Source organism: Pseudomonas sp. SORT22 (assembly GCF_018417635.1).
Lineage (GTDB): Bacteria > Pseudomonadota > Gammaproteobacteria > Pseudomonadales > Pseudomonadaceae > Aquipseudomonas.
Genome location: NZ_CP071007.1, coordinates 5,259,267 through 5,282,040, shown reverse-complemented (window position 1 = coordinate 5,282,040; position 22,774 = coordinate 5,259,267). Strand labels below are relative to the sequence as shown.

Annotated in this window: 21 protein-coding genes and 2 pseudogenes; 8 read left to right on the top strand and 15 right to left on the bottom strand. The window is 65.0% G+C overall.

The window, feature by feature from the left end:
* The 3 genes from JYG36_RS24255 to JYG36_RS24245 are packed head-to-tail and all read left to right on the top strand — an operon-like array spanning position 1 to position 1,887.
* The gene (locus JYG36_RS24255) at positions 1-888 is read left to right on the top strand and encodes a type II secretion system F family protein (RefSeq protein WP_213602555.1); all 888 of its coding nucleotides are present in this window, start codon (positions 1-3) and stop codon (positions 886-888) included.
* 14 nt (positions 889-902) lie between these two features.
* On the top strand, positions 903-1,619 hold the full coding sequence (locus tag JYG36_RS24250; RefSeq protein ID WP_213602553.1) for a tetratricopeptide repeat protein: 717 nt from the start codon (positions 903-905) through the stop codon (positions 1,617-1,619).
* Positions 1,620-1,626: 7 nt separating this feature from the next.
* Positions 1,627-1,887 (top strand): DUF3613 domain-containing protein, encoded by a 261-nt coding sequence (locus JYG36_RS24245; protein WP_045197046.1) that lies wholly within the window; start codon positions 1,627-1,629, stop codon positions 1,885-1,887.
* A 19-nt stretch (positions 1,888-1,906) separates the two neighbouring features.
* Here JYG36_RS24245 and JYG36_RS24240 read toward each other — a convergent pair whose 3' ends face one another.
* Complete coding sequence (locus tag JYG36_RS24240; RefSeq protein WP_045197049.1) at positions 1,907-2,689, bottom strand: response regulator transcription factor; 783 nt, start codon at positions 2,687-2,689, stop codon at positions 1,907-1,909.
* A 138-nt stretch (positions 2,690-2,827) separates the two neighbouring features.
* Positions 2,828-3,298 (bottom strand): A24 family peptidase, encoded by a 471-nt coding sequence (locus JYG36_RS24235; protein ID WP_045197051.1) that lies wholly within the window; start codon positions 3,296-3,298, stop codon positions 2,828-2,830.
* A 75-nt stretch (positions 3,299-3,373) separates the two neighbouring features.
* On the opposite strand from JYG36_RS24235, the gene JYG36_RS24230 reads away from it, so the two are divergent.
* Both JYG36_RS24230 and JYG36_RS24225 read left to right on the top strand, forming a co-directional pair.
* Entirely contained in the window at positions 3,374-3,817 is a 444-nt protein-coding gene (locus JYG36_RS24230) for a TadE/TadG family type IV pilus assembly protein (protein ID WP_213602551.1), read from the top strand.
* Positions 3,814-6,510 (top strand): PAS domain-containing sensor histidine kinase, encoded by a 2,697-nt coding sequence (locus JYG36_RS24225; protein WP_213602549.1) that lies wholly within the window; start codon positions 3,814-3,816, stop codon positions 6,508-6,510. Before JYG36_RS24230 ends, JYG36_RS24225 begins: the two co-directional genes overlap by 4 nt.
* Here JYG36_RS24225 and JYG36_RS24220 read toward each other — a convergent pair.
* The 7 genes from JYG36_RS24220 to JYG36_RS24190 all read right to left on the bottom strand — a co-directional run bounded on the left by JYG36_RS24220 (position 6,495) and on the right by JYG36_RS24190 (position 13,097).
* On the bottom strand, positions 6,495-8,432 hold the full coding sequence (locus JYG36_RS24220) for a pilus assembly protein TadG-related protein (RefSeq protein ID WP_249744380.1): 1,938 nt from the start codon (positions 8,430-8,432) through the stop codon (positions 6,495-6,497). The two genes, JYG36_RS24225 and JYG36_RS24220, sit on opposite strands and share 16 nt — an antisense overlap.
* Positions 8,433-8,535: 103 nt before the next feature.
* Positions 8,536-9,096 (bottom strand): DUF4136 domain-containing protein, encoded by a 561-nt coding sequence (locus tag JYG36_RS24215; RefSeq protein ID WP_213602547.1) that lies wholly within the window; start codon positions 9,094-9,096, stop codon positions 8,536-8,538.
* Between the two features lie 19 nt (positions 9,097-9,115).
* Positions 9,116-9,751 (bottom strand): DUF4136 domain-containing protein, encoded by a 636-nt coding sequence (locus JYG36_RS24210; protein WP_213602545.1) that lies wholly within the window; start codon positions 9,749-9,751, stop codon positions 9,116-9,118.
* Between the two features lie 23 nt (positions 9,752-9,774).
* On the bottom strand, positions 9,775-10,524 hold the full coding sequence (locus tag JYG36_RS24205; RefSeq protein ID WP_093376449.1) for a methyltransferase domain-containing protein: 750 nt from the start codon (positions 10,522-10,524) through the stop codon (positions 9,775-9,777).
* Positions 10,521-10,826, bottom strand: a complete 306-nt coding sequence (locus JYG36_RS24200) for a MazG-like family protein (protein WP_045197063.1) — start codon at positions 10,824-10,826, stop codon at positions 10,521-10,523. The genes JYG36_RS24205 and JYG36_RS24200 overlap by 4 nt, the downstream gene beginning before the upstream one ends.
* 61 nt (positions 10,827-10,887) lie before the next feature.
* On the bottom strand, positions 10,888-11,742 hold the full coding sequence (locus tag JYG36_RS24195; RefSeq protein WP_213602543.1) for a MaoC family dehydratase: 855 nt from the start codon (positions 11,740-11,742) through the stop codon (positions 10,888-10,890).
* 2 nt (positions 11,743-11,744) lie between these two features.
* Positions 11,745-13,097: a 3-oxoacyl-ACP reductase gene (locus tag JYG36_RS24190; protein WP_213602541.1), complete on the bottom strand. Its 1,353-nt coding sequence runs from the start codon at positions 13,095-13,097 to the stop codon at positions 11,745-11,747.
* 116 nt (positions 13,098-13,213) lie between these two features.
* Here JYG36_RS24190 and JYG36_RS24185 point away from each other — a divergent pair, with 116 nt between their 5' ends.
* Complete coding sequence (locus JYG36_RS24185) at positions 13,214-14,491, top strand: acetyl-CoA C-acetyltransferase (protein WP_093376436.1); 1,278 nt, start codon at positions 13,214-13,216, stop codon at positions 14,489-14,491.
* Here JYG36_RS24185 and JYG36_RS24180 read toward each other — a convergent pair.
* A complete protein-coding gene (locus JYG36_RS24180; protein WP_213602539.1) occupies positions 14,478-15,500 on the bottom strand; it encodes a bile acid:sodium symporter family protein in 1,023 nt (340 codons plus the stop codon). The genes JYG36_RS24185 and JYG36_RS24180 overlap by 14 nt on opposite strands.
* A gap of 87 nt (positions 15,501-15,587) precedes the next feature.
* Between JYG36_RS24180 and JYG36_RS24175 the strand changes: the two genes are divergently transcribed.
* Entirely contained in the window at positions 15,588-16,376 is a 789-nt protein-coding gene (locus JYG36_RS24175; protein ID WP_213602537.1) for an AraC family transcriptional regulator, read from the top strand.
* 3 nt (positions 16,377-16,379) lie between these two features.
* On the opposite strand, the pseudogene JYG36_RS26920 reads toward JYG36_RS24175, so the two are convergent.
* Positions 16,380-16,979 (bottom strand): annotated as a pseudogene (locus JYG36_RS26920) (methyl-accepting chemotaxis protein); the annotation flags it as partial.
* Positions 16,980-17,285: 306 nt separating this feature from the next.
* Positions 17,286-18,170 (bottom strand): annotated as a pseudogene (locus tag JYG36_RS26915) (cache domain-containing protein); the annotation flags it as partial.
* Positions 18,171-18,606: 436 nt separating this feature from the next.
* Here JYG36_RS26915 and JYG36_RS24165 point away from each other — a divergent pair.
* Positions 18,607-19,500 (top strand): PA4780 family RIO1-like protein kinase, encoded by an 894-nt coding sequence (locus JYG36_RS24165; protein WP_045197075.1) that lies wholly within the window; start codon positions 18,607-18,609, stop codon positions 19,498-19,500.
* A gap of 5 nt (positions 19,501-19,505) precedes the next feature.
* Here the strand turns inward: JYG36_RS24165 and cueR are convergent, their stop codons facing one another.
* Genes cueR through JYG36_RS24150 form a run of 3 tightly spaced genes read right to left on the bottom strand, consistent with a single transcriptional unit; the run spans position 19,506 to position 22,750 of the window.
* Positions 19,506-19,910 (bottom strand): Cu(I)-responsive transcriptional regulator, encoded by a 405-nt coding sequence (cueR, locus tag JYG36_RS24160; protein ID WP_010221738.1) that lies wholly within the window; start codon positions 19,908-19,910, stop codon positions 19,506-19,508.
* Positions 19,907-22,309, bottom strand: coding sequence for a heavy metal translocating P-type ATPase (locus JYG36_RS24155; RefSeq protein WP_213602533.1), 2,403 nt, complete (start codon positions 22,307-22,309; stop codon positions 19,907-19,909). The genes cueR and JYG36_RS24155 overlap by 4 nt, the downstream gene beginning before the upstream one ends.
* A 54-nt stretch (positions 22,310-22,363) precedes the next feature.
* Entirely contained in the window at positions 22,364-22,750 is a 387-nt protein-coding gene (locus JYG36_RS24150) for a hypothetical protein (RefSeq protein WP_045197115.1), read from the bottom strand.
* Positions 22,751-22,774 lie beyond the last annotated feature (24 nt).

The window sequence follows — 22,774 nt, the reverse complement described above, 5'->3', positions numbered from 1 at the left end:
ATGGCCCTGTTGCTCAGTGCCCTGATGCTGTTTGCCGCCTTTGCCTTGCTGCTGGCTCAGTTCCTGCGCCAGCGGCATCGTCAGCGCCTGGTCGCCCAGCGCTTGCAGGGCCAGCTGGGCGCGGACAACCGCTTGGGCAACTGGCTGCAGCAGCTCGGCGCCAGCCGCCTGGGCCAGCGTTCGTTGAGTCTGGACGGCGAGACACGTTTGCTGCTTGATCGCATCGGCTGGCGGCGTAGCCGGCAACGGGCGCTGTTCGCTGCCTGCCAGGTGGGGGCGCCGCTTCTGGCGCTGGGAGTGGGGGTGATCGCGCAGGAAACCCTGTACCACACCAGCCAGACCCCGTGGCTGGTACTGCCGCTGTGCGCCATGGGCGCCGGTTACCTGTTGCCCAAGCGCTTGCTGGCCTGGGCGGCGGCGCGCCGTCAGCAGCAGGTGGCCCGGGAGGTGTCGACCTTTATTCCGCTGCTGCGGATCCTGTTCGAATCGGGCCTGGCGGTGGAGCAGGCCTTGCGCGTGCTGAGCCAGGAATCACGGCAACTGTTGCCGGTGCTGAGTGAGGAGCTGCGGGCGATTCTGCTGCGGGTCGACTCCGGCCTGGCCCTGGCCCCGGAGCTGGAAAAAACCGCGCAATTGCTCAGCGTCGATGAGTTCAGCGACAGCTGCGTGATCCTCCAGCAGTTGCTGAGCCAGGGCGGCGGGGCGATGAAGTCGTTGCTGGCACTCAAGCAACTGCTCGATGACCGGCGCCTGACGCGCATGCAGGAGCGAATTTCGAAGATGTCCGGGAAGATGTCGATAGTGATGATGGTGTTCCTGTTTCCGGCCTTGCTAATTGTGTTGGCCGGGCCCGGTTTTACGGCGTTGGCCAAGGCCTTGGGTTCATGAGCGGAGGGATGTGCATGAAAGCAGTCATGGTGATCATGAGCCTGGCGCTGCTCGCTGGCTGTACCACTCAGGACGGCGCGCAGTGGCTGGCCTTGCCGGGTATGCCGGTCAGTTGCAGCAAGCCGGATTCGGCCCAGGAGCTGGCCTTGAGCATGGCCGACGAGATGCTCGCCGAGGGCCGCCCGCATGCCAGCCTGGCGCACCTTGAGGCGTTGCCGGCGGACATGGCCCAGGTGCGCTTGCGCAAGGCCCGGGTGTCGCGCCTGCTCGGGCGCAGCGAAGCCGAGCCGTTGTACCGTAGCCTGCTCGGTGGCTGCCTGGCAGCAGAAGGCGAGCATGGCCTGGGGCAACTGGCCTCGGCCCGGGGTGACAACCTCCAGGCCCAGCGCCATTTGCTGCGTGCAGTGCGCCTGGCGCCGACCGACGAAAAGGTGCGCAACGACCTCGGCGTGGTTTACCTGAACCAGGGCAATGTCGAGCAAGCGCGTTTCGAGTTCCTTACCGCCATCGAGCTCAAAGACAACAACGCCCTGGCGGCGGTCAACCTGGTGAGCCTGCTGCTGTACCAGGACAAGTTCCAGCAGGCCGCCGACCTGGTCAGTCGCCTGCACCTGACGCCGGCGCAATTCAGTGAAGCCCGGGCGCGCGCCGAGCAACTGAAGAAACCCGCGGCGCGGACCGACCAGGTCGCGGTGATAACCCCAGAAGCCTCAAGCGTCACCCAACAGTGAGGTCGTGATGAACAGGTCATTGCTCCTGCTTGCCCTCAGCGCACTGCCCCTGGCCGCCCTGGCGCTGGAGGGCGGGCCTTCGTCCAAGGCCCAGCAAACCACCGAAGCCTGGCTGCAGCTGCAGGCACGCAACCTTGAAGCCTCGAAGATCCCGCAGACGGCCACGCCCAAGGAGCGCGACCAGAGCATGCAGCGCTGGCTCGACAGCTACAAATATGTGATCCCGGACTTCTACCGCTGGGAAAGTACCGGCGCGTCCGACAAGTGACTCAGCCGCCAAAGCGCACTCAGTGCGCCGTGACTCGCTGATGCAGGGGCGAGGAGCCGGGTGACAACGCCAGCGCCAGCTGGGTGCGGTTGTGCATGTGGGTCAGGCGCAGCACCTGCGACACGTAGAGTTTCACGGTGTTCTCGGTGATGCCCAGTTCGCAGGCGATCTGGTAGTTGGTCTTGCCCTTGCTGACCAGTTTGGCCACGTCCAGCTGGCGCGGTGACAACTTGTCGAACAGCGCTGGCAGGTTGTCGCTTTCAGCTTCCGGCTCGATATCGCTGGCGCGCCGGTGCGCACCGAGCCCGCGGGCCTTGTCCAGGTCCTGGTAGAGATCGTCGATCGACTCGGCGAGAAACTGCAGTTTCTGGTTCAGGTCACCCAGGTGCTGGTAGCTGCGGCGCCGCTCCAGCACGGCGGCCTCCTGGCGTTGTACCCCTTCAAGCAGCTCGTTGAGGTCGACCGGTTTTTGATAGTAGTCGGCAAAGCCTTCGCGCAGCGCCTTGATCACGTCCTGCTTGGCCGCGCGCCCGGTGAGCATGATCGCTTCGAACTGACGCTGCGGCCCGGCAATGGCCTTGAGCGCGCGCATCAGTTCGAGGCCATCGCAGTCGGGCATGTGCAGGTCGCACACCACCAGGGCAATCTCCTGATCGACACTGAACTGCTCGATGGCCTGGGTACTGGAATGACAGGGCAGGCAACGGTAGCCGCTGCCCTGGAGAAATTCGCACAACTCTTCGACTATCAGTGGCTGGTCGTCCACGACCAGCACCTTCAACTCACTGACTGGCTTGCTCACATGCAACTCCCTGCGCTATTCGCCTTGGTGTTCCCGCGGCCAGGTCGAGCCTGGATCCATTCCTGGCACACACTAGAAAGTAGTCGCACTTTTTGACTATGTACAAGGTTTGTACATCCTTTTGCGTGCGGTATTCGGCTAATTGATCCAGACCGCCGCCAGTAGAAAACCGACCAGCAGGAATGGCGCGAACGGCTGTTTTTTTGACGATTCTTCGCTCAATTGCTTCAGACGGTTCTTAACCTTCTGACTTAAAAGGGACCACAGCCAACGGCGGCTGAGCAGCCAGGCGACAACTGCGACCCCGGCACCGATAAATGTCCCCAACAGGTGCATGCGATCAGTGGCCAGGGCCAGGGCACCGAGCAATTTCACGTCGCCGGCGCCGAGGCGGCCAAGCATGTAGCCGGGCAGGGTCAGCAGCATGACGATGGCCAGCGCCAGGCCGCCTTCACTGGCGTCGGCGCCAATCCAGGTGTGTCCGGTAACGAACAGGTAGCCCAGGGCGCAGGCGGCGGCGCCGAGGGTCAGGGTATTGGCGATCTGGCGTTCGCGCAGATCTTGTTCAGAGCACAAGGCAAGCCACAGCAGCAGAACAATGCTTTGCATTGGCGAAAGGCCATCCCTTTGTGGTGAATGATTCTATGCTGTCTTTCAGGTGTCACTGTCAGGGTAGACGCGATCATGCAAGCAAGCCTGTGCAAGCGGCAAAAAGGCGCGGCAGCCCTCGAGTTTGTCGCGGTATTCGTGATCTTCTTCGCGGTCTTCTACGGGGTGGTCAGCTACGGTCTGCCGATGCTGATGCTGCAATCGTTCAACCAGGCCAGCAGTGAAGCGGTACGCCGCTGTGTGGCGCTGGATCCTGCCAGCGCCACTTACGGCGCTGATGTCGAGGCGCTGGCCAAGCGCGTGCTCGGCGAGCAACTGGCGTGGATGCCAGCGCCGTTGGCTTTCAAGGTCAACAGCGATGCCACGGTTGTCCTTACCCCGGGCAAGCTGCTGACGGTGAAGATCAACTACGCCAAGAGCAAACTGACCGCGGTATTGCCGGTACTGAAACTGCCGGGCATCGGTGAGGTGCCGCGCCTGCCCGACAGCCTCAAGGCCGAAGCGAGCCTGCAGCTGTGAGTGGCGGGCAAAGCCTGTTCGAGCGCTGGCGCGGGCGCGCGGCGCCAGTCGAAGAGCCCGTGGCGCAAGCCCCCGAGGTGCCGGCGGTGGGCCTGCAACTGTGGCTCGATGGCGCGGCCAGGGTGTTGCGCCAGGCCGGCCCGCTGCGCGCGGCGCTGGCGCTGCCGACCCAGGCCGGGGTACGTCTGCACGACTACGTACAGCCCTACAGCCTGCTGGTGCTCGAAGGCGAGCCGGCAGACTGGCAGGGGCAGCTTCTGGAACTGGACTTCAAGGCGGCCGGTGGCCACACCTTGCACACCCGCGGCTGGTTGCAAGCCCAGGGCGATGGCTGGTTGTTGCAACTATTCGATATCGGCGACCTGTTGCTGCACCGCCAGCAAGCCCTGGCTGCCGAGCGCCAGCAACACCTGACTGCGCACCTGGCCTGCGCCTTGCGCGCCTGCAGCATCGAACGCCTGCAAGCGGTGGCCGAAGAACAGCTCAACTGGCTGGTACGCCACTGGCGGGCCCGTGGCGCGGGGGTGCTGGTGCAAACCGAGCAGGGCTGGCAGATCTACGCCTGCAGTGGCGATGCGCTGCACTGGCTGCGTGACGAACAGCTTGCGCCGTTGCTCGATCGGCAGTTGCCGGCGAGCATGCTCAGCAGTGCCAGTGAGCCCGCGCTACAGGCCCTGTTTCCAGGGCTGGCGACTTACCTGTTGGCGTTTGCCCAGGGCCAGGTCAATCAGGCCTGGCTGATCTGCATCGAGCCGCAAGAGGTGCTGCAGGCCGAGGATGCCCTGCTGGTCGCCGCCGCCTTTGTCGAACCGCTGCTCGCTCGCCTGGCTGCGCACCAGTTGCACCAGCAGAGCGAGCGCCTGGACAGCCTGCAGCTGCAGTTGGGGGCCGGCTGGTGGCAATGGCGTCTGGACGAGCCGCAGTTGCATCTGGACCCGGCACTGGCCCAGAGCCTGGGCGTTCCGGCGGCGCTTACCCTTAACCAATGGCTGAGCCGCGTGCACCCGGCAGACCGCGAGGCGGTCCAGCTGGCGTTTGCCGAGCTGCAGCGCCAGGGCTGCGCCTTGCAACTGAGCCTGCGCCTGCTTGATCACAGCACCCAGGCGCAGCCGCGCTGGTATCGCTTGTGCGGCCAGGTGCACGGCAGCGGCGGCAATCGCCGGGTGCAGGGTTTTATGCTCGACATCAGCGACATCAAGGCGCAACAGCTGCAGGCCAGCGCTGCCCAGGCGCGCCTGGAAAACCTGATCGCCAGCTCGCCAGCGGTGATCTACATCCAGCGCTACGCCGAGGGCGCATTGCTCACCGAGTTCTGCAGCGCCAGCCTGACGCCGATGCTCGGCTGGCAGCCGCTGGCCGGCGAGCCCCTGCAACCGGGGCAGTGGCTGCACGCCGATGATCAGCTGCTGTGGCTGGAGCGCACGCGCATGCTCTTGCAGCACGGCCAGAGCCGCAGCCGCTATCGCCTGCGTGATCAGCATGGCGGTTATCACTGGGTACTGGATGAAGCGCGCCTGCTGCGCGATGACCTCGGTTTGCCGGTGGAGGTGGTGGGCATCTGGCTGGACGTCAGCGAGGCCACCGAGGCTACGGAAAAAATGCGCCAGAGCGAGGAGCGCTACCGGGTGCTGGTCGAGGATTCACCGGCGATGATCTGCCGCTACCGGCCGGACCTGAGCCTGGTGTTCGGCAATCAGCCTTTGGCGGATTACCTGGAATGCCCGCCCGCGCAACTGGCCGGCGTGAACCTCGGCCAGTGGCTGTCCGCGACCCAGCGCCAGGCCTTTGTCGAACGCCTGGCGGGCTTGACCCCGGAGCAGCCGGTGAGCAGCGCCGAGATCTGCCTGCAACTGCCAGGGCGCGAGCATGCCTGGTGGTTGTGGTCTGATCGTGGGTTATTCGACGAGCACGGCCAGTTGCAAGAAATCCAGGCGGTGGGCCGCGACAACACGCAAGTGCGGCGCACCCAGCAGCAACTGCTGCAAAGCGCGAAAATGGCCACCCTCGGCGAAATGGCCACCGGCCTTGCCCATGAGATCAACCAGCCGCTCAACGTCATGCGCATGGCCGTGGTCAACGCGCTCAAGCGTCTGGAAAACGGCAATGCCGAGGTCGACTACCTGCAAGACAAACTAAAACGTATCGATGCCCAGGTGCTGCGCGCCTCCAAAGTAGTCGACCACATGCGCGTGTTCGGTCGGCGTTCGGAGCTTGAGCAGCAACCGTTCGTGCCCTGGCAGGCGGTGGAGGGCGCCCTGTCGTTGCTGGCCGACGGCTTGCGCGGCAAGGGCGTGGAATTGCATGTGCAGGCACCTGGGCAGCAGGTGCAGGTCAGTGGTCATCAGGATCAGCTGGAACAGGTGCTGATCAACCTGCTGGTCAACGCCCGCGATGCCCTGTTGGCCCGACGCGAGCAGCACCGCGAGCTACAGCCGTGGATTGCCGTGAGGCTAGAGCAGGATGCCCGGCAGGTGCGGTTGCTGGTCGAGGACAACGGCGGCGGCATCGAGCCGCGTTTGCTCGAACGCATCTTCGAGCCGTTCTTCACCACCAAGCCGGTGGGCGTTGGCACTGGCCTGGGGCTGTCGGTGAGCTACGGCATCATCGACACCATGGGCGGCAGCCTGAGTGTCGAGAACGCCGAGCTGGGGGCGCGGTTCTGTATCGAGTTGCCGGTCTACAGCACCAGTTGAGCGCGGGAGCTGGAGCAGGTCAGGTTGGCACTGACCTCGACCGTGTTCAAGTCGATGCCGAGGACCTTGAGCAAGGCGTTGAGCAGGGGATCGACCAGCGGGCTGAGCAGGTTCTTGATCATCGGTTTGAGGATATTCGTCACCCCGGTCAGCACGCTGCTGGCAACACTGAGGATCTCGCCCAGCACATCACCGTTCTGTGGTTTGTAGACCTGCAAAGGAAGGGTATCGATGGTGGTGCTCAGGCTTTGCACCACGTTGATCGGTTGCATGCTCAGGTAAGGCGCAGGCTTGCCGATCTCCGGCAGGTTGGCGCCACTGAACAGCAGGTTCTCGTGGCGTGACAGTACCTGCAGCGGATCCGGCTTGATGCCCACGCCCCCGCCTACCCAGGGCACCCGGGTTGCGCATTTGGGAAACAGCCCGAGCACACTGGTGCAGATGTTGGTACCGATATCGATCAGCGGGATCGGGGTGACCGTGCCGCTACCGGTGCTGAAGAAGGTCGCCGGGTTGTCGATCTTGCCGATGGTGACCGTGGCTGCCGCGCTGTCGGTTGACGCAGTCAATTGCTTGTCGGGGCTGCAGCGGTAGGCGCTGACACGGCTGGTCGCCTTGACCGTGTCGATGCTGATATCAATGCGCGCAGCTTTGCTCAGGGCTTCGATGTCACTGACCTTGCACGGCACGCCGAGTGCGCAGGTCAGGGACTGTACGGTGCCCAGCAGGTTCAGGTGCAGCAGGTTGTTAAGGATATTGGTCAGCGGTGCGGCCAGCTTCAGCACCTCCGTGACGATACCGCCGAGGGTATCGACTACCGGCGTATTCAGCGACACCAGGGTGCGGATCTGTGCAGTCTGCACGCTGATGTCGTCGGTCTGCGGATTGCCGATGGCGGAAATTCGCGGCGGCTCGATGACCTTGATCTGCACCTTGCCGCTGACCAGCCCCAGGGCATTGAAGGGCAACTCGACCGAAGCGGCATTGTACTTGTCGGCCAGCAGGATCACCCCTTGCACCAGTTGCAGCAATTGCAGGCTGGTGTCCAGCCCGGCCTTGGCGGTGCCGGCCTGGATATCGAGGATTTCGTTGAGCTTGAGCACGCGGTTGTCATCGGTGGCGACGGTGAGCTTGCCCAGGTTGGTGGCGACGTCGATGGCGGTGTTGCTGCCTTGTTTGAATACGTCGATTGCCGCCTGGATCAGTTGCGTGGCCGACAGCTGCTTACCCAGCAGCTCGTCGTAGTTGCCGGCTTGTACACTGACGTTAATTGCCAGTTGGTCCAGGTACTTGAGCAGGTTGATATCCGTGTTGGCCAGGCCTTGCCAGCCCAGGGCATCCAGTTGCACCCGCCCACCCAACGGATCGAGCAGGGCATTGAGCAATGCCGATTTGCGTGAGTCGATGTCGGCCAGGGTTGTACGGATGCGCAATACGGCCAAGGGTGGCTTCGGCGTCGCCGCCACGGCCTGGGCCGTGAGGTTGGTGGTGGTAGGCAGGGTATTGCCGCGAACCAGCGCCTGCACCCCGGCGGCGATGCTGGTGGGCACGCTGTTCTGGGCGATAACCCTGATCGCATCGTTGCGTGCGGGGTTGACGGTAAAACGGCGCAGGCTGTCGACGCCGGTCTGCAGGGTGCCGCAAGCGGTGGCCAGGGTTCGCCCTTCGGCCAGGGTAAAACCATTGCGGCTGGCGCTGGTTTGGGCCAGGGCCGCGGCCTGGGGCCCGGGGCCGCTGCACACGGCGCTTTGCCCGGCTGCCTCCAGTGCCGCCATATCGACCACCCGCTGCAACTTGCGCTGCTCCAGGTAGAGCCGCCCGCTGTCGACCACCAACAGCCCGAACAATAAGGCCATGCCCAGGGTCAGGGCGGCGATCAAGCCGATGGCGCCACGTTGCCGTGCTGGAAAGCGAGTAGACACGAGCACTCCTTTGCCGGCCCAAGGCCGCGCGGGGCAGCAGCAGTGCAAAGGAGTGTAGACAAGATAATGGCCAGTCGCCTGCATGGCGACTGGCGGGTGGGGTTCAGCGTGGCGGGTAGTTGCCCATCAGCTTGGCGACGGTGTTCTGGATTGCCGAGTTGCGCTCTTGCGGGCTTGGCGGGTAGTTGTTCATGATCTGCTCGGCACTGCCGCGCCACACCAGCTTGCCGTCGCGGGCGTCGAACAGGTCGACCTGGATGGTTGCCACCTTGTAGTCGACGCTGCGGGTTTCGTTGTACATCGGCCCACCCCAGTAGCCGCCCCAGTAGCCACCCCAGGCGCCGCCATAATTGGTCGTGACTTGTTGCTGGCGGTTCTCGACGATCAGGTAGGACTGCACCCTGAGGTCCGGGCGGCTGTTGCCCTGGGCCGGGCGCAGGCCACGCTGGTCAAGCTGGCCGGCCACCGCCTGGCGGATGCGTTGTTCGGTGAGGTCGCTCTTGATCCGCGGGTCATCCGGGCGGTATTGCAGCCCCGGCTCCTGCCAGGCCCAGCTGCGGTAAGCGGCGAAGTCGCGGCTGGCGTCGAAATCCTGGGTGACATTGTTGCTCTGGCAGGCGCCGAGCAGCAGCGCGAGCGAGAGTAAAGCGAGACGGCGCAACATGATGGTTCTCCGATTACCTTTAACTGGGAGGATAGCTGGCCAGGGCCTTTTGCACCGATTCGCGCACCGCGTCCGCGCGCTTGCCCTGGGAGTCCTGGCTGGCGGTCTCGGCGCTGGCGCTCCAGACTGGCTGGCCGTCGCGGGCGTCATACAGCTCGACGTGCACCACCATCACTTCGACCTCGTATGTGCGCACCAGCGGCACGCTGGCGTAGGCCCCGTAGCCATTGTGATAGCGGCCAAAACTGCCGTAGCCGCCGTAACCACCATAGGGGTAGTTGTCGTAGGGGTAGTAGTCTTCGCGCACCTGGCGCAGGCGCCGTTCCAGGCGCAGGTCGGCGCTCACCAGCAGGTCGCCTGCCTGGCCATTGCGCGCCGGGCGCAGGCCGCGCTGGTCGAGGGCGTTGCTGACCGCATCGGCCAGCTGTGCAGGCTCTGCATAGGTGCTGCCCGCCGGCAACTGGCCGTTGAGCCAGGCCCAGCTGTGGTAGCGGGCGTAGTCGCGCGGCGCGGCCGGGTAGGCGCTGGCATCGAAGGTCGTGGCGGCCTGTGCGGGGGCCGGGGGCAACGGGCGGGAGCTGGCCACATACGGGTTGCTGCCCTGGCAGGCGGCCAAGGCCAGGCACAGCAGGCCCAGGGTCAAACGGTACGGCATGTCACCCTCCCGGCGGGTGCGCTTCAGCGCGGTCGGCAGATCCAGTGCAGGTAGCGGCCCAGGCCGGCGAAGGCCGGGTGACGACGATGCGCCAGCTCCATTTCCAGCAGGTCGAGCAGCTCGGCCTTGGCCTGGAAATCGCGGGGCATGTAGTCGTGGAAAACCCGCACGCCACTTTCACTTTCGACCTGCCACAAGCCTTCAAGTTGCGCCTTGAGCGTGCGTGGATCAAGTGGTTTTTGCGGGGTCAGGCTCTGCTTTTCACCGGCCAGCTCGTTGCTGCGCAACTTGCGGAAATGGCCCTTGAGCAGGTTGCGGTACACCAGCGCGTCGCGGTTGTAGAACGCCAACGACAGCAGGCCATCGGTGCGGGTCAATTGATGCAGCACCGGCAGGATGGCCTCAGGTTCGGCCAGCCATTCCAGTACCGCGTGGCACAGCACCAGGTCATAGGGCTCGGTCAACTGGCCGAGCAGGTCCTGCCACGGTGCCTGGATGAAGGTGGCTTGCTGGCCGGCTTCGGCAAAGCGCTCTCGGGCGCCGTCGAGCATCGGCGCGGCGGGTTCGGCCAGAGTCACCTGGTGCCCGCGCTGGGCCAGCCATAGCGACATATGACCCAGGCCCGCGCCGATATCCAGTACCCGCAGCGGGCGATCAGGGAGCGCTTCGGCGAGGTCCGCCTGGAGTACTGCCAGGCGGATCGCGCCTTTGGCACCGCCATAGATTTTTTCGGCAAAACGGGTCGCCAGCTCATCGAAGTGACGGTCGTTCATTTGGCAAAACGCCTTTCGCTGTCGGCCAGTTTGCTTCTGACCACCTGCTCCATGTCCAGGCCCAGCTCGCTGCACAGCAGCAACAGGTAGAGGACGATATCGCCGACTTCCTGGCCGGCGTGTTCCAGCTGCTCGGGCGGTAACTGGCGCGACTGGTCTTCAGTCAGCCACTGGAATATTTCCACCAGCTCGGCCATCTCGACGCTGGCGGCCATGGCCAGGTTCTTCGGGCTGTGAAAGCCGCGCCAGTCGTTGTTGTCGCGGATGCGGTGCAGGCGTTCGGTCAGTTCTTGCAAATTCATCGGGGCTCTCCTCAAGCGGCATAGCTTCAGGCGGGCGCCGTCGCAACGCAAGAGGATGCTGTCAGCTCAGTGGCTGCCAGGCGCCGCGCATGTGCACCAGCTCGCCATGGCCGTCGAGCTGCAACTGGCCCTCGGCCGCGGCCGGGCTGGCATTGAGGATCACCTCGCTGGGCAGGCGCACCGGTTTAACGAAGCCCACCCCTATCTCATAGCCACTGACCGGCAGGTGCCCGCGCAAGGCGGCCAGGGCCATGGCCTTGCTCCACATGCCATGGGCAATGGCGGTAGGAAAGCCGAATAGCCTGGCGCTGGCGGCACTGAGGTGGATCGGGTTGTAGTCGCCGCAGACTTTGGCGTAACGCCGGCCGATATCGCTGTCGGCGTACCAGCGGGTCAGTTCGCTCAAGGGCAGGGTTTCGGGCTCGTCTACCGCAGGCGCGTCGCCGCTCAGTTTCAGCCCTCGGCAGAGCATGCGGCTGGTTTCGGACCAGATCAGGCCGAGGCCGTCTTCGGCTTCGGTGATCAGGTCGCAGGTGGCGCCTTTTTCATGGGGCTGCAGGTTCTCTACATGCACGCTAAAACGCAGGCGACTGATGCCGCCCAGCGGGCGCAGCACACGAATGCTGTTGTGCAGGTGCACCAGCCCCAGCAGCGGCAAGGGAAAGTCCTTTGCGGTCAGCAACTGCATCTGCAGGGCGAAGGCCATGACATGCGGGAAGGTCGGCGGCAGGCGCCCGTCGTCGCTGAAATGGCAGAGTTTGCGGTAAGCCTCAAGCTGCTGCGGGTCGACGCTCAAGTGGCAGCGCAAGCCAGTGCCGGGCAGGCGGTCGCCGCTGATCTTGCGCTTGCGCGCGGCGCGCAGGTACAGCCCGGAAAGCGCCGCCGTGCTGCCCAACTCGATCCATGTGCGGCTCATGTTCAGGCCCCCATCACGGCTTGGCCGCAAACCCGCAGCACCTGGCCATTGACCGCGCCGCTGCCCGGTTGCGCCAGCCACGCCACCGCTTCGGCGACATCCTCGGGCAGGCCGCCCTGGCCCAGCGAACTCATGCGTCGCCCCGCTTCGCGCAGGGCGAAGGGAATTGCCGCGGTCATGCGTGTTTCGATAAACCCGGGGGCCACGGCGTTGATGCTGGCGCCGCGCTCGGCCAGCTTCGGTGCCCAGGCCTGGGCCAGGCCGATCAGCCCGGCTTTGCTGGCGGCGTAATTGGCCTGGCCACGGTTGCCGGCGATGCCGCTGATTGAAGCGAGCAGCACGATACGTGCGTTGTCGTGCAGGGCGCCGCTGTCGAACAGCGCCTGGGTCAGCAGTTGCGGAGCCTTGAGGTTGACCGCCAGCACTGAGTCCCAGAATTCCGGGGTCATGTTGGCCAGGGTCTTGTCGCGGGTAATGCCGGCGTTGTGCACGACGATGTCGATGCCGTCGGGCAGTCCTTCAAGCAACTGTGCCGCGGCGTCGGCAGCGCAGATGTCCAGGGCCAGGCTACGCCCGCCCAGGCGCGCGGCCAGGGCCTCAAGGTCGGCCTTGGCCGGCGGTACATCGAGCAGGATCACTTCGGCGCCATCGCGGGCCAGGGTTTCGGCAATCGCCGCACCGATGCCACGGGCGGCGCCGGTGATCAGCGCCTTGCGCCCGGCCAGCGGCCGGCTCCAGTCCTGGACCGCTGTGCCGCAGGCCTCCAGGCGCAGGACCTGGCCAGAGATGAACGCGCTTTTGGGCGAAAGAAAGAATCGCAGGGCGCCTTCGAGTTGATCTTCGGCCGCTTCGTTCACATACAACAGTTGCAGGGTGCCGCCGGCGCGCAGTTCCTTGGCCAGCGAGCGGCTGAAGCCTTCGAGGGCACGCTGGGCAACCTGCGCCAGCGGGTCATCGAGTTGTTCCGGGGCGCGGCCGAGAATGACGATATGGGCGCTGGGCGCCAGGCTGCGCAGCAGCGGCTGGAAGAATTCGCGCAATTGCTTGAGCTGGTCGATATCGTCCAGTTCGCTGGAATCGAACACCACCGCCTTGAGCTTGGGCCCCAAGCCCGCCACCCATTCGCTGGCCTCAAGGTCGGGGCTGGCAAAGCTGTACAACTCATCGGTCAGGCGCTTGGCGAAGGTTTCGACGGTCTTTGCCAGCGACCCGCCACCGAGCAGCAGGGCGCCCTCGATCGGCCGCAGGCGGCCGGCTTGCCAACGTTCCAGGCGCGCCGGGCTGGGCAGGCCGACGGCACCTACCAGACGGCGGCCAAGGTCGGAGTTGGCGAAGTCGATATAGCGGTCGCTCATGTGCGGTTCTCCCTGAAATAGCTTCAAAGTGTGGACCATGATTGGCCATTGGTCGTTCGACTGGGAAAAAAACACCTACGCTGTAGCGGACCGTTTCGTAAAAGAGGATGTTACGTATGCGCTCATTGCGCCGGGTCGCGATCATTGGCGGCAATCGAATTCCGTTCTCCCGCTCCAACGGCCCTTATGCCAAGGCCAGCAACCAGGCAATGTTCACCGCTGCCCTCGAAGGGCTGATCGAGCGCTACAGCCTGCATGGCCTGCGTTTGGGCGAGGTGGTGGGCGGCGCGGTGCTCAAGCATTCGCGTGACATGAACATCAGCCGCGAAAGCGTGCTCGGCTCGCGGCTATCGCCGCAGACACCGGCCTACGACGTGCAACTGGCCTGTGGCACGGGGCTGGAAACGGCGCTGCTGGTGGCCAACAAGATTGCCCTGGGGCAGATTGACAGCGCCATTGCCGGTGGCGTCGACACCACCTCCGATGCACCGATTGCGGTCAATGAAGGGCTGCGCCAGATACTGCTGCAAGCCAACCGCGCGCGCAGCACCGCCGACAAGCTCAAGGCCTTCTTGCACCTGCGCCCCGGGCATCTGAAGCCCGAGTTACCGCGCAATGGCGAAGCGCGCACCGGCCTGTCCATGGGCCAGCACTGCGAGCTGATGGCGCAGACCTGGCACATCCCCCGCCAGGATCAGGACGAACTGGCCCTGCGCAGCCACCACAACCTGGCCGCGTCGTTTGCCGAAGGCTGGCACGACGACCTGCTGACCCCGTTCCTGGGCCTGACCCGCGACAACAACCTGCGCCCGGACCTGACCCTGGAGAAACTCGCCAGCCTCAAGCCGGTGTTCGAGCGCAGTGACAAGGGCACGCTGACACCCGGCAACGCCACACCGCTGACCGACGGCGCCTCGGTGGTGCTGCTGGGCAGTGAAGACTGGGCCCGCGAGCGCGGCTTGCCGGTGCTGGCCTATCTGGTCGATGGCGAAACCGCCGCAGTGGATTTCGTCAAAGGCCATGAAGGGCTGCTGATGGCCCCGGCCTATGCCGTGCCCCGCTTGCTGGCGCGCAACGGCCTGAGCCTGCAGGATTTCGACTACTACGAAATCCACGAAGCCTTTGCCGCGCAGGTGCTGTGCACCCTCAAGGCCTGGGAAGACCCCGAGTACTGCAAGACCCGTCTGGGCCTGGATGCCGCACTGGGCTCAATCGACCGCAGCAAGCTCAACGTCAAGGGCAGTTCGCTGGCTGCCGGGCATCCCTTCGCCGCCACCGGCGGGCGCATTCTGGCCAACATGGCCAAGCTGCTGGCCAATGCCGGCAAGGGCCGTGGCCTGATCTCGATCTGCGCCGCCGGCGGTCAGGGGGTAACGGCGATCATCGAGCGTTGACCAGCGCCGCCGGGCTGGCTTGCCGGGCCGGGCGACTGGCGTAGTGCTCGGCCATGATCGAGCAGACGATCAGCTGCAACGGGTGGTAGATCATGATCGGCAACAGGATCAGCCCCAGCCCCGGGTGCCCGGCGAAAATCAGCGCGGCCATCGGTGCGCCAGCAGCGAGGGATTTTTTGCTGGCACAGAACACCGCCGCAATCTCGTCCGCCGGGCTGAAGTTCAGGGCCCGCGCGGTGCGGGTGGTCAGCAGCAGAATCAACCCCAGCAGCACGGCGCTGCCCACCAGGGCCATGGCGATTACCGAGGCGCCTTGCTGCTGCCACATGCCCGAAACCATCGAGTTGCAGAACGCCGCATACACCAGCAGCAGGATCACCAGCTTGTCCATGACATTGGTGTAGCGCTTGTGCCGGGCGAAAAAGCGCCCGAACCAGGGCCGCAGCAACTGGCCGAGCAGCAGCGGCAGCAACAGGAGTGCGCACAGGTCGAGCAGGGTTGCGCCCAGATCAATGCCGTCGCTGCCGCTGCCGAGCACCAGGCTCACCAGCCAGGGGGTGAGGAAGATGCCTAGCACGCTAGACAGGCTGGCATTGAGGATCGCCGCCGGCACGTTGCCGCCGGCACTGCCGGTCAGTGCCACCGACGAGGAAATGGTTGAGGGCAGGGCACACAGATAGAAGAAACCCAGCATCAGCAGCGCCGGCAACTGGCTGCCGAGCACTTTATTGCCCAGCCACCACAGCAGCGGGAAGACCAGGAAGGTAAAGCCCTGGACCATCAGGTGCAGGCGCCAGTTCTTCAGGCCGTGGCGGATCTGTTCACTGGACAGGTTGGTGCCGTGCAGGAAGAACACCAGGAACACGCCGACATTGATCACCACCTCGGCATGCAGCGCTCCGCCGCTACGGCCGAACTGCGGGAACAGCCAGGCGAGGAAGGTGGCGAGGAACATGCCGCAGAGGAACCAGTCGGTTACTACGCGTTTGAGGTGTTTGAGCGCTTGCATAGGCGGGCCTGCGAATCATTTTGTATTCATCGAGCCCAGAGGCTACGCTCGGCAAGTGCTTACCGTCTTGCGACATAAGGCCAACTGATGCCGAGTAACGGACAAAAACTCAACGCTCGGGCGATTCCCCAATTGGAGCGCTTGCCCCGGCCCCTGTATGCCCGCGCCGAAAGCCTCGGTGCCGGCTCGTGGACGCCACGCCACCGGCATGACTGGGTGCAGTTCTCGTATGCGATCAGCGGCGTGCTCGGGGTCTATACCGCTGACGGCAGCTACTTTGCCCCACCGCAGTGGGGGGTATGGATTCCGGCCGGAGTCGAGCATGAGGTGCTGACCTCGATGCAGGCCGAGATGCGCAGCCTGTATGTTCGCCGCGAAGAAGCCAGCTGGGCCCCGGGGCAGTGCCGGGTGCTGGAGGTGACACCGCTGGCCCGCGAGCTGATCAAGCAGTTCTGCCTGTTGCCGGTGGACTATGCCGAGGGCGACAGCGCCGAGGCACGGCTGGTCGCGGTGTTGCTCGACCAGTTGCGGGCGCTGCCGGAGGTGGGCTTTTCGCTGCCGTTGCCGCAGCACCCGCGCTTGCTCGAGCTGTGTAACGAACTGCTCGAACAGCCCGAGCAGGGCCAGACGCTCGCGCAGTGGGCGCAGCGCCTGAACACCTCGGAAAAAACCCTGACGCGCCTGTTCCAGCGCGAAACCGGCCTGAGCTTTCGCGGCTGGCGCCAGCGCATGCGCCTGTTGTCATCGCTGACTGCGCTGGAGGCCGGGCAGAGCGTCACCGAAGCCGCGCTGGGCTGCGGTTACGACTCCACTTCGGCCTACATCGCCGCCTTCAAGGGCCTGTTCGGCTTTACCCCGGGCGAGCTGCGCCTGTAGCCCTCAGGTGCGAAAGCGCCGTACCAGCGCATCCAGTTCGTTGGACAAGCCGGCCAGGCTCTGCGAGTCCTGGCGCGCCGAATTGGCCAGCTCCGCCACCAGCTGTGCATCACCATGGATCTGGCTGATATGGCGGTTGATGTCCTCAGCCACCTGGTGCTGCTCTTCGGCGGCGGTGGCGATCTGCGTGTTCATGTCGCGGATGATGTCCACCGACTCGCGGATCTGCCCGAAGCTGTTGCGCGCCTGGCCGATACGGCTGACCGACTGTTGCGACACTTCCAGGCTGGCGTGCATCTGCTGGGCCACTTCACTGGTGCGGTTGGCCAGGTTGCCGAGCAGGTGGTCGATCTCGGCCGTGGAGTCGGCGGTGCGCTTGGCCAGCGCCCGCACTTCGTCGGCGACCACGGCAAAGCCGCGGCCCTGTTCACCGGCGCGCGCAGCTTCGATGGCGGCGTTAAGGGCCAGCAGGTTGGTTTGCTCGGCAATCGAGCGGATGGTGCCGAGGATCGACTGAATGGCATTGCTGTCGCGCTCCAGTTGCTGCATCGACTGCGCCGACTGTTCGATCTCCTGACTCAGGCGATCAACGCTTTGCACTGCCGCGTCGATCTGCTGTTGGCCTTCGCGGGCCTGCTGCTGGCCGCTGTCGGCGGAATCGGCGGCCTGGCTGCAGGAGCGGGCGACTTCGTTGGCGGTGGCGACCATTTCGTGGAAGGCGGTCGAGACCATGTCCACCGCTTCGCGCTGGCGCCCGGCGGCTTCGGCCATGTCATGGGAAACCTGGGTCGAGCTGCTGGAGGTGGCGAGGATTTTGTTCGCCGCCTGGCCGATGCTCTGGATCAGGTTGCGGATCGCGGCCAGGAACTGGTTGAACCAGTTGGCCAGTTGCGCGGTTTCGTCGCGCCCGCGCACCTCCAGGCTGCGGGTCAGGTCGCCTTCACCCTGGGCGATGCCTTCCAGGCCGCTGGTGACGCTGTGGATCGGGCGCACGATGAGCTTGGCAAAAGTCGCACCGACCAGGGCGAACACCGCCGCCAGCACGATGGCGATAGCGGCGACCAGCCAGGTCAGCTGGGTGGCGGTGTGCATCACTTCGTCATGGCGGATCAGGCCGATGAAATTCCAGCCCAGTTGCTCCGAAGGCCAGATGTTGGCCATGTAGCGTTCGCCGTCCAGCTCGACTTCGACCAGGCCCTTGCCGGCCTTGGCCAATTGCGCGTAACCCTCGCCGAGGCTGCCCAGCTGCTTGAAGTTGTGCCCCGGATCGCGTGGGTCGACCAGCACGTTGCCGTTGTCTTCGAGCAGCATCAGGTAGCCGCTTTCACCGAGCTTGATCTGCTTGACGATCTCGGTCAGCTGCTTGAGCGAGACGTCGATATTGACCACGCCGCCGGGGTTGCCGAGCTGGTTGGCGACAGCGCGCACGGTGCTCACCAGCACGGCGTCATCGCCGGCCCAGTAATAGGCGTCGGTGCGCAGGGTCTTGCCCGGGGTGGCCATGGCCGCCTGGTACCAGGGGCGTTGGCGCGGGTCGTAGTTGGCCATTTTCGCATCGCCCGGCCAGAACGCGTAACCGCCATCGCTCAGACCGTAGGACACGTAGGAGTAGGCCGGATGACTGGCGGCGAGGCTGGCAAAGAAGTCGTAGAGTTTCTTGTCATGCTCGCCCAGGGCGATTTGCGCGGCATCGGCGCCCAGGTACTTTTTCACCTCGCCGCCGGTAGCGCTGACCAGTGGCTGGGCGGCCAGGTAGTCGACGTTCTGGCTGATGCCTTCGAAGAACAGTTGCATGGCGTTGGCCACCTGGCGGATCTCGCGGCTGCTGCCGTCGACGAAGCCTTCGCGGGCTTCACTGCGCAGGTTGAGGACCACCAGGGTGGCGACCAGAATCACCGGCAAGCCGGCGATTACGGCGAAGGCCCAGGTCAGTTTTTGTTTTATGTTCATCCGCGCTCCAGAATTTTTCTTGTAAACGTACGAGGCTGCTGCAGACTACATCGGCCGTGTGCTCTGGAAATAAAGTGTTACTTGGGGGAAATCCCCCGTGTTTATTGGTAATTGCCGAATTTTGTGACCGTTTGGTCGCCTTCGGGCAGAAAAAGAATGGCAAGTCAGGCTGATTGCCGTTACAACGCAGTGCGGTCTTGCTTCAGCGACAAGCAGGTTGCAGAACCTGTGACCTATAACAATCCCGTGTTTGGCCAGACAGGACCCCCGACAGAAACCGATGAAGACTCCAAAACGCATTGAACCGCTGGTTGAAGATGGACTGGTCGACGAAGTACTACGACCGCTGATGAGTGGCAAGGAGGCTGCGGTGTATGTGGTCCGCTGCGGTCGGGAGCTACGGTGCGCCAAGGTCTACAAAGAAGCCAACAAGCGCAGTTTCCGCCAGGCCGCCGAGTACCAGGAAGGCCGCAAGGTACGCAACAGCCGCCAGGCCCGGGCCATGGCCAAGGGCTCCAAGTTCGGCCGCAAAGAGGCAGAAGACGCCTGGCAGAACGCCGAAGTGGCGGCGCTGTTCCGCCTGGCCAACGCCGGTGTGCGGGTACCCAAGCCGTATGATTTTCTCGATGGCGTGCTGCTCATGGAGCTGGTCGCCGATGAACATGGCGACGCCGCGCCACGCCTGAACGACGTACACCTGGAGCCTGAACAGGCCCGCGAATACCACGCCTTCGTGATTCGCCAGATCGTGCTGATGCTTTGCACCGGCCTGGTCCATGGTGACCTTTCGGAGTTCAACGTGCTGCTCGGGCCAGACGGCCCGGTGATCATCGACCTGCCGCAAGCGGTCGACGCTGCTGGCAACAACCACGCGTTCAGCATGCTCGAGCGCGATGTCGGCAACATGGCCGCCTACTTCGGCCGTTTTGCCCCGGAGCTCAAGCAGACGCGCTATGCCCGTGAAATGTGGGCCCTGTACCAGGCCGGCAAGCTGTTGCCGGAAAGCCCGTTGACCGGGGTGTTCGCCGATGACGAGCACAGTGCCGACGTTGACGGTGTCATGCGCGAGATCGACGCGGCGCGCATCGATGAAGCCCGCCGGCGTGCGGCCAAGGCCGACGCCGAGCGGGGTACGGTCAAGGACGAAGAACCGGCGCCGCCCTGGCTCCAGTAAACGCGTCAGTGACAGCAACTGCCGCCGGCTGCCAGGTCCTTGAGGATCGGGCAGTCCGGGCGGTCGTCGCCCTGGCAGTGGGCAACCAGTTCGCTCAAGGTGTCACGCAAGCTCACCAGTTCCTCGATGCGCCGGTTGAGGTCATCGATATGCTGGCTGGCCAGGGCCTTGACGTCGGCGCTGGCGCGCTGGCGGTCCTGCCACAGGGTCAGCAGGCGGGCGACTTCTTCTAATGAAAACCCCAGGTCCCGCGAGCGCTTGATGAATGCCAGTTGGTGCAGGTCTTCCTGCTGGTACAGGCGATAGCCGCTGTCGCTGCGCAGGGCCGGCTTGAGCAGGCCGATCGACTCGTAGTAGCGGATCATCTTCGCGCTCAGGCCCGAGCGGCGGGCGGCTTGGCCGATATTCATTGGGCATCGTCCTCAGGCGGGGTGGTCGGCTTCCAGGTTTTCAGCAATAGCGCGTTACTCACCACGCTGACGCTCGACAGCGCCATGGCGGCGCCGGCGAGCACCGGGTTGAGCATGCCGAAGGCGGCCAGGGGAATGCCGATCAGGTTGTAGATGAACGCCCAGAACAGGTTCTGGCGGATCTTGGCGTACGTCTTGCGGCTGATCTCCAGGGCCGCCGGTACCAGGCGCGGGTCACCGCGCATCAGGGTGATGCCTGCCGCCTGCATGGCCACGTCGGTGCCGCCGCCCATGGCGATGCCGATGTCCGCAGCGGCCAGGGCCGGGGCGTCGTTGATACCGTCGCCGACCATGGCCACCACCCCGGACTGCTTGAGCGTGGCAACCGTGGCGGCCTTGTCGGCAGGCAGGACCTCGGCATACACGTCAGTGATGCCTAAGGCTTCGCCGACCACCTTGGCACTGCCGCGGTTGTCGCCGGTCAGCAGGTGGCTGCTGATGCCTTGCCCGGCCAATTGGCGAACCGCTTGCCCGGCGCCAGGCTTGAGGCTGTCGCCGAAGGCGAACAGGCCCAGCACCTGCGGCTGCGGGCTGCGCTCGAGCAGCCACGACAGGGTCCGGCCTTCGGCTTCCCAGGCCAGGGCATCGACGGCCAGCTCACCAGGCTGCAAGCCGCTTTCATCCAGCAGGCGGCGGTTGCCCAGGGCCAGCTCGCGACCGTCGAGGCTACCGGCGATACCCCGGCCGGTCAGCGACTGGCTGTTGCTGATATCAGCGACCCGCAGGCCTTGCTCTTCACAGGCATCGAGCACCGCCTTGGCCAGCGGGTGCTCGCTGCCGCGCTGCAGGGCGCCGGCCAGTTGCAGCAGCTGTGCCTGGTCACCGACCAGCGCACGGCTGTGGACGATGCGCGGGCTGCCGGAAGTCAGGGTGCCGGTCTTGTCGAACACCACGCGATTCACTGCATGGGCGCGTTCCAGAGCTTCGGCGTCCTTGATCAGGATGCCGTGGCGGGCCGCGACGCCGGTGCCGGCCATGATTGCCGTCGGTGTGGCCAGGCCCAAGGCGCACGGGCAGGCAATTACCAGCACGGCGACGGCGTTGATCAGCGCGGTTTCAATCGGCGCGCCGCTCAGCCACCAGCCCACCAGGGTAATCAGCGCCAGCACCAGCACGGCGGGGACGAACACCTGGCTGACCCGGTCGACCAGTTTCTGGATCGGTGCTTTGGCCGCCTGGGCGTCTTCGACCAGGCGAATGATGCGTGCCAGCACGGTTTCCGTGCCCAGCGCCAGGGTGCGGACCAGCAGGCGGCCTTCGCCGTTGATCGCGCCACCGGTGACCTTGTCGCCCGGTTGCTTCGGTACCGGCAGGCTTTCGCCGCTGATCAGTGCTTCGTCGGCGTGGCTCTGGCCCTCGACGACTTCACCATCGACCGGAAAGCGCTCGCCGGGCTTGACCAGCACCAGGTCATGCAGGCGCAGCTCGCTGATGGCGACATCGCGTTCCTGGCCGTCGACCAGCAACAGCGCGCGCTCCGGGCGCAGGGCCTCCAGGGCGCGGATGGCACTGGCGGTCTGGCGCTTGGCGCGGCTTTCCAGGTACTTGCCCAGCAGAATCAGGGCAATCACCACCGCCGATGCTTCAAAGTACAGGTGCGGCATGACCCCGGCGCTGGCTGTGGCCCATTCGTAGAGACTCAGGCCGTAACCGGCGCTGGTGCCGATGGCCACCAGCAGGTCCATATTGCCGGCCCCGGCGCGCACGGCTTTCCAGGCCGCGACATAAAAACGCGCACCGAGGATGAACTGCACCGGGGTGGCCAGCACGAACTGCGCCCAGGCCGGCAGCATCCAGTGGATGCCGAAGGGTTGCAGGACCATTGGCAGCACCAGCGGCAGGGCCAGCAGCACCGCCAGGGCCACCGACCAGCGCTCCTTGCGCAGGCGGCGTTCGGCGTCGGCCTGGTTGACCTTGGCGCTCTGCGGCAGGCTGGCGCTGTAGCCGGCCTGGCTGACGGCATCGATCAGCACGTTGCTGTCGACCTGGCCCCGCAGCTGCAGGTGGGCGCGCTCGTTGGCCAGGTTGACGGTGACTTGCTGCACGCCCGCGACCTTGGCCAGGGCGCGCTCGACGCGCCCGGCGCAGGAGGCGCAGGTCATGCCGCCGATCTGCAGTTCGAGGGTTTGCGCGGGCACGCTGTAGCCGGCTTGTTCGACGGCTTCGACCAGCGCCGGCAAGCTGTCGGCCGGGGCCTGGATGCGGGCCTGCTCGGTGGCCAGGTTGACACTGACCTGTTCGGCACCGACGACCTTGCGCAGGGCGCGCTCGACCCGGCCAGCACAGCTGGCGCAGGTCATGCCGGCAATCGGCAGGTCGAACGTGGTAGATGCGGACATGGGGCACTCCTCCTTGGACAGGCCTCAAGCATCAACCTTGCCATGCGGGGAAGGTCAATAGCCCAGGCCGGCCCTGATCAGCTTGAGGCCATTCTGGTCCACGGCGATGCGGTATTTATTGATCTCGCCGGCCTTAAGCGTGAGCTTCTGGTTGCGCTGGTTCTCCAGGCCGTTCTGGCAGCCCGGCATCTGTGCCGGCAGCAGGCGCAGGCGCACCGCGACCTTGCCCGGCGGCAGGTTGAACGAGGTCGACTGTTCCTGGAACAGCCGCGCCGAAAGCTGGTCATTAAGGTACACGCCGATCTCGCACGAGGTCGCCACTTCCAGGCGCTCGCGGGAAATGGTCAGAATGCTGTAGTCGGCGTTGCCCTCGGCACTGGCCGCGGGCACCAGGCCCATTACTCCCAGCAGGCCGAAAAGGCCCAAAGCTGCCCTGCGCATGAATTCAAACTCCTGCAAATCGAT

What these genes read in the sequence shown, in the direction of transcription:
- JYG36_RS24195 (WP_213602543.1), bottom strand. Translation starts at nt 11,742, where the DNA reads ATGAGCCGCACATGGATCGAGTTGGGCAGCACGGCGGCGCTTTCCGGG.
- JYG36_RS24175 (WP_213602537.1), top strand. Translation starts at nt 15,588, where the DNA reads ATGCCGAGTAACGGACAAAAACTCAACGCTCGGGCGATTCCCCAATTG.
- JYG36_RS24150 (WP_045197115.1), bottom strand. Translation starts at nt 22,750, where the DNA reads ATGCGCAGGGCAGCTTTGGGCCTTTTCGGCCTGCTGGGAGTAATGGGC.
- cueR (WP_010221738.1), bottom strand. Translation starts at nt 19,910, where the DNA reads ATGAATATCGGCCAAGCCGCCCGCCGCTCGGGCCTGAGCGCGAAGATG.
- JYG36_RS24165 (WP_045197075.1), top strand. Translation starts at nt 18,607, where the DNA reads ATGAAGACTCCAAAACGCATTGAACCGCTGGTTGAAGATGGACTGGTC.
- JYG36_RS24200 (WP_045197063.1), bottom strand. Translation starts at nt 10,826, where the DNA reads ATGAATTTGCAAGAACTGACCGAACGCCTGCACCGCATCCGCGACAAC.
- JYG36_RS24180 (WP_213602539.1), bottom strand. Translation starts at nt 15,500, where the DNA reads ATGCAAGCGCTCAAACACCTCAAACGCGTAGTAACCGACTGGTTCCTC.
- JYG36_RS24235 (WP_045197051.1), bottom strand. Translation starts at nt 3,298, where the DNA reads ATGCAAAGCATTGTTCTGCTGCTGTGGCTTGCCTTGTGCTCTGAACAA.
- JYG36_RS24210 (WP_213602545.1), bottom strand. Translation starts at nt 9,751, where the DNA reads ATGCCGTACCGTTTGACCCTGGGCCTGCTGTGCCTGGCCTTGGCCGCC.
- JYG36_RS24185 (WP_093376436.1), top strand. Translation starts at nt 13,214, where the DNA reads ATGCGCTCATTGCGCCGGGTCGCGATCATTGGCGGCAATCGAATTCCG.
- JYG36_RS24230 (WP_213602551.1), top strand. Translation starts at nt 3,374, where the DNA reads ATGCAAGCAAGCCTGTGCAAGCGGCAAAAAGGCGCGGCAGCCCTCGAG.
- JYG36_RS24255 (WP_213602555.1), top strand. Translation starts at nt 1, where the DNA reads ATGGCCCTGTTGCTCAGTGCCCTGATGCTGTTTGCCGCCTTTGCCTTG.
- JYG36_RS24245 (WP_045197046.1), top strand. Translation starts at nt 1,627, where the DNA reads ATGAACAGGTCATTGCTCCTGCTTGCCCTCAGCGCACTGCCCCTGGCC.
- JYG36_RS24190 (WP_213602541.1), bottom strand. Translation starts at nt 13,097, where the DNA reads ATGAGCGACCGCTATATCGACTTCGCCAACTCCGACCTTGGCCGCCGT.
- JYG36_RS24155 (WP_213602533.1), bottom strand. Translation starts at nt 22,309, where the DNA reads ATGTCCGCATCTACCACGTTCGACCTGCCGATTGCCGGCATGACCTGC.
- JYG36_RS24215 (WP_213602547.1), bottom strand. Translation starts at nt 9,096, where the DNA reads ATGTTGCGCCGTCTCGCTTTACTCTCGCTCGCGCTGCTGCTCGGCGCC.
- JYG36_RS24250 (WP_213602553.1), top strand. Translation starts at nt 903, where the DNA reads ATGAAAGCAGTCATGGTGATCATGAGCCTGGCGCTGCTCGCTGGCTGT.
- JYG36_RS24205 (WP_093376449.1), bottom strand. Translation starts at nt 10,524, where the DNA reads ATGAACGACCGTCACTTCGATGAGCTGGCGACCCGTTTTGCCGAAAAA.